Origin of the sequence: Elstera litoralis, from assembly GCF_000963705.1 — a bacterium.
Taxonomy (GTDB): domain Bacteria; phylum Pseudomonadota; class Alphaproteobacteria; order Elsterales; family Elsteraceae; genus Elstera; species Elstera litoralis.
In genome coordinates this window covers 1-4,370 of the sequence record NZ_LAJY01000167.1, presented here as the reverse complement: position 1 = coordinate 4,370, position 4,370 = coordinate 1, and the positions used below count along the sequence as shown (strand labels likewise).

General features: G+C 61.0%; 6 protein-coding genes, 1 pseudogene and 1 riboswitch. Of the genes and pseudogenes, 2 read left to right on the top strand and 5 right to left on the bottom strand.

Annotated elements, in window-relative coordinates; translation table 11 throughout:
• Both VZ95_RS21765 and VZ95_RS07640 read right to left on the bottom strand, forming a co-directional pair.
• Positions 1-1,000 (bottom strand): EAL domain-containing protein (locus tag VZ95_RS21765; protein WP_052711580.1); only part of this gene is annotated, 1,000 nt, incomplete at its 3' end.
• Between the two features lie 39 nt (positions 1,001-1,039).
• Positions 1,040-1,402, bottom strand: a complete 363-nt coding sequence (locus tag VZ95_RS07640) for a DUF952 domain-containing protein (protein ID WP_232302539.1) — start codon at positions 1,400-1,402, stop codon at positions 1,040-1,042.
• A gap of 124 nt (positions 1,403-1,526) precedes the next feature.
• Positions 1,527-1,706, top strand: a riboswitch (yybP-ykoY riboswitch).
• An 11-nt stretch (positions 1,707-1,717) separates the two neighbouring features.
• Here VZ95_RS07640 and VZ95_RS07635 point away from each other — a divergent pair.
• Positions 1,718-2,281 carry a TMEM165/GDT1 family protein gene (locus VZ95_RS07635; RefSeq protein ID WP_045775325.1) on the top strand — a complete coding sequence of 188 codons (564 nt, stop codon included), beginning with the start codon at positions 1,718-1,720 and terminating at the stop codon, positions 2,279-2,281.
• Here the strand turns inward: VZ95_RS07635 and VZ95_RS07630 are convergent.
• Positions 2,278-2,457, bottom strand: coding sequence for a DUF4169 family protein (locus VZ95_RS07630; RefSeq protein WP_045775324.1), 180 nt, complete (start codon positions 2,455-2,457; stop codon positions 2,278-2,280). The genes VZ95_RS07635 and VZ95_RS07630 overlap by 4 nt on opposite strands.
• 102 nt (positions 2,458-2,559) lie before the next feature.
• Here VZ95_RS07630 and VZ95_RS07625 point away from each other — a divergent pair, with 102 nt between their 5' ends.
• Positions 2,560-3,408: a branched-chain amino acid aminotransferase gene (locus VZ95_RS07625; protein ID WP_045775323.1), complete on the top strand. Its 849-nt coding sequence runs from the start codon at positions 2,560-2,562 to the stop codon at positions 3,406-3,408.
• A gap of 205 nt (positions 3,409-3,613) precedes the next feature.
• Here VZ95_RS07625 and VZ95_RS28670 read toward each other — a convergent pair whose 3' ends face one another.
• Together VZ95_RS28670 and lysK are read right to left on the bottom strand one after the other, a co-directional pair.
• Positions 3,614-3,961 carry a hypothetical protein gene (locus VZ95_RS28670; protein ID WP_052711579.1) on the bottom strand — a complete coding sequence of 116 codons (348 nt, stop codon included), beginning with the start codon at positions 3,959-3,961 and terminating at the stop codon, positions 3,614-3,616.
• 40 nt (positions 3,962-4,001) lie between these two features.
• A pseudogene (gene lysK, locus VZ95_RS28665) lies at positions 4,002-4,370 on the bottom strand (lysine--tRNA ligase); the annotation flags it as partial.

Sequence of the window (4,370 nt, the reverse complement as noted above, 5' to 3'; positions counted from 1 at the left end):
CGAGGTTCGTCGTCTTATCCAATACAAAGCGGAAGCCAAGTTTGCCGAGTGCGGTCAATTCCTGATCGGTCCGCGCTTCCATCCGATAGGCATCGTGCTGGGTAATCTGGAAGTGCAAATGCCCGGCAAGATCGGTGTTTTCGCGCATGAAGGCGGTGAAATCGGCGAAGAAATCGCGGTCGCGTAAGGTTTCGCTGACGATTTCGCAGACATAGCCCACTTGGCTTCGCTGCCGGCGCATGCGCCGAACGAACTGCACGCTGCGCACCAACAGCATATTGTTGATCGTCGCCAGCAACCCGGCCTGTTCGGCAATCGGAAGATAGGTTTCAGCCGGAATTTCCGTGCCTTCTTGCGTGCGGATCGCCGCCATACATTGATACATGGACAAGCGGCGCGACGGCAGTTGCACGATGGGTTGTAGCGACAGGCCAACGCGGTCTTCGTTGAGCGCTTCGCGCACTGAATCGAGGATCAATTCTTCGTCGGTCAGCTCCCGATCATCGTCATAAGCAGGGGCGGGTTGATCCTCATACTCATCATCGTCATGGGCGGTGAGCGGTCGGCTGGGGGCTGCCGCCGGGCGACTGACCGCCGGGGCGGCGGGCCGCGCTTTAGCGGCCGATTTGGTCGAAAGCTGCCCCACGAGGGTTTTCAGCATGCGCATTTCCGCAACGACCGTTTCAAGCTCCGCCGCGCTTTCCGGTCCAGCCTCGCCCTGGGCGCGCACGGTTTCTTGCATCGACCGCATATCGCTGCGCTGACGAATCAACACGTCCTGAACCCGCTGAATCCGGTCGCTCAGCGCCTTATCGGCCTTGCGCCGCGTTATCATTTCCTGGGCCAGCATGCCGAACAGGAAAATATTCCCGCCCAAGAGAACCGACGTGAGCAGCGAGGGCGGAAAGCCGAGCGCTTGCACAAGATCGGGCGCACCAATCGCAACCGCCGCCGCCACCGCGCCATAGGCGATGGGCGCAAAAAACTGGAGGGGACTCATGCCCGCGTCCTTGTCCAAAAGGGATACCAAGCTGGGAATTCATGGCGCAGCACGCCGTCCGGGTCCGCCACCAAGGCCAGATCGGCCACCCGGTCGACGGCCATAACGGCTAAAACGCCCGTAGAGATGGGGAAACAACGCCCCGCGCGAGGGGGACGCCTCCCATTTCAATACCCCGCCGCCGTGTTCGGGCGGCGGCAGGCGGTCGATGACCACTTCCAGCAGCACCAGCCCCGCTTCGCCCGCACGATGGCGGTCGGCGGAGGCGGTAATCTGCTCGGCGGTGGAAAAATGCAAAAAGCCGTCGCGGCGATCTTCCGCCGCGCCTTCGTACCAGCCCTCGGTTAGGGCGTTGGTCCAATCGGCCTTGCGAGCCAGGTGATAAATTAACTCTGCCGTCATGGCGCGCACCTTACGCGATGCGGTGCGTCGGGAAAAGCCGGGAGTGTGCGCGGCCAGAAAGATGCAGTTTCGCCGCACCCGCAACGCCTTGCATCCCGGCGCAGCATCCCCTACAAAGCGCCTTCCCTTGGGGAGTAGCCGCCGCGAACTTACGCGGGGATGCGTCAACAGGCTTGGAGGCTTCGACCTTCATGGCGCATCCAGTCCGGATTCGGATTGGCGAGACCAAGCGCGAGTGCCCGCCGGAACAAGAAACCGGGCGGCCGGGCATATCGCGCTTGCGTACTCGTTGCCGCCCGGACTTTGGGAAGGGTTATGTTTTCAACATTCTTTATCTCGACAGGGGCCGTCGCCTTGTCGGAACTGGGCGATAAGACCCAGCTTTTCGCGCTGCTGCTGGCCTTACGCTACCACGCGCCGGTCCGGCTGATCGCGGGAATTTTCCTCGCCACGATCTTGAACCATATCGCCGCCGGTTGGATTGCCGTGGAACTTGCCGATCAACTGCCGCTCTATTGGCTGCGGATGGGCACCGGCATCGCCTGTATCGCGCTGGGGGCTTGGATGCTGCTGCCGGATACCTTAGACGAGGAGGAGGATAGGCCCTCCCGCTTCGGCCCGTTCGCGGCGGCGCTGGTCGGCTTCTTCATTCTGGAAATCGGCGATAAAACCCAGGTTGCGACCATGCTGATGGCGACCGCCTACCAGCCCTTCGCCGCTGTGATGGCCGGGTCGATCTTCGGCATGATGTTGGTGAATGCACCCATCGTGATGATCGGGCGGAACATCAGCGCGCGGCTGCCGCTGAAAGCCACGCGCCTTATCTCGGCCCTGATCTTCGCCATCATGGGCGTGGTGATGCTGCCGGTCTGGAGCTAGTCTTCGAGCTTATGGTCGTCGAGGCGTTTGGTCTCCAGCGTCCGAACCGCCTCGGTTTTCTGGCGCTCCGCCTTGGTGCGCCCGAAGGCGAGGCGGTTGGCCTCGGCCGTTTTCGCATCGGCCTCCCGCGCTTTGCTTTTTTTGAAGCGCCGCAGGTTCACAATGTCAGCCGTCATAAGTGCCCTCCTGCTTTGCTTCCGCGCGGGGTTCCTTTTCCCCGCAAGGGATGATTAGCTTGTGGCTAGAATTTCATCAACACAAGGGAGCTTAGCGGCATCATGCGCACGATCACCTATCTCGACGGCACTTGGTCCGAGGGGAATACGCCGCTCATGGGGGCTTCCACACAGGCAGGTTGGCTCGGGCATACGGTGTTCGACGGGGCGCGCGCCTTCGGCGGCCTCATCCCCGATCTCGATCTGCACTGCGAACGGGTGATCCGCTCGGCCAAAGCAATGGCAATGGAGCCGCCCGTCACCTCGGGCGAAATCTACGATATGGCGAAAGAAGGCATCCGCCGCTTCCCCGCCGGGGCCGAACTCTACATCCGCCCGATGTTTTGGATGGAAGACGGGTTGATGGTGCTGAAGCCGGAATCGACCCGCTTCGCCCTGGTCATTCAAGAAATTCCGCTGCCGCCGGGGGAGAAAGGCTTTTCCGCCACCCTCTCCCACTTCCGCCGCCCCTCGCCCGAAATCGCCCCGACTGCCGCGAAAGCCTCCTGCCTCTACCCGCAAGCCACCCTAGCCCTGCGCGAAGCCATCGGGCGCGGTTTCGAGAATGCCGTTATGTGCGATATCATGGGCAATGTCGCCGAATTCACCGGCTCCAATATTCTGCTCGGCGTCAATGGTGAACTGCACACCCCCACGCCGAACGGCAGCCTGCTCAACGGCATCACCCGCCAGCGCGTGATTGCCGTGTTGCGCGACGCGGGCGTAAGCGTCGTCGAACGCGCCATTCGCCCGCAAGAAGTGCGCGAGGCCGATGAAATCATCTCGACCGGCAATTACGCCAAAGTCCAATACATCAACCGCTATGAAGACCGCGACCTGCAGCCGGGGCCTTTGTTTCGTAAAGCGCGGGAGTTGTATTTCAAGTATGCCGAAGGGCAGAAGCTGGACTAGCGTCCGTTAAGGGCTTTGCCCTTCCCGATGCGCTTTGCGCGTCAGACGCGCGGGCATCCCAACTAAGGGGCTAAGCCCCTTAGTAATCCCAATGACTTACAGGCCTAAAAATCATCGCCTGCTCATTGGCCCGACCCATAAACGGGATTCTCAAGGGGCAACCGCCCCTTGAGCGGGGATGCAGGGGCAGCGCCCCTGCTTTTTATTACGCCGCCAAAAGCTCGCCGCGCAACGCCTTTTCGATCAGCGCAACGCTGTTATCGCGCCCATAGAGCGCGATGAAGGAGCCCATACGCGGGCCTTGCGGTTGCCCCAGTAGCACCTCGTAGAGCGCCTTGAACCATTCGCGCAATTCGGTAAAGCCGTGGCGTTTGCCAATTTCGAAGACGAGGGTTTGGAACGCTTCCGCATCGGCTTCGGCGGGCAGCGCTTTTAGCTCCGCCGCCAGATCGGCCAGGGCGGCGCTTTCGGTTTCGGTGGCGGCGCGGAAGGCTTTCGTCGGCGCAACGAAATCGCGGTAATAGGCCCCGGCGTAGGGAACGAGTTTCGCCAACAGTGGATTCGACTCCAGCGTCGTTCCGGGGGCGTAACGGCTAATGAAGCCCCAGAGAACCGAAAACGTCGTTGCCGCCAACCACAGAAACGAGGTTGAGCAACATGCTAAAGCTCAGCGGAACGCCCCCCTCCGGCGGTTGGCCCCGATGGATATGCCACGCCGGGTTTTCGACGCGCTTATCCGTGGGCTCATTGGGGAATTTATCGAGATAGCTGATGTACTCATCCACCGCCTTCGGGATGACATCGAAGTACAGCCGTTTTGCCCGGCGCGGTTGCTGAAACATGAATAGCGACAGGCTTTCCTCCGGCGCATAGGACAGCCAGTCTTCGACCGACAAGCCATTGCCTTTCGACTTTGAAATCTTCTCGGCGTTCTGATCCAAGAACAGTTCGTAGTTAAACCC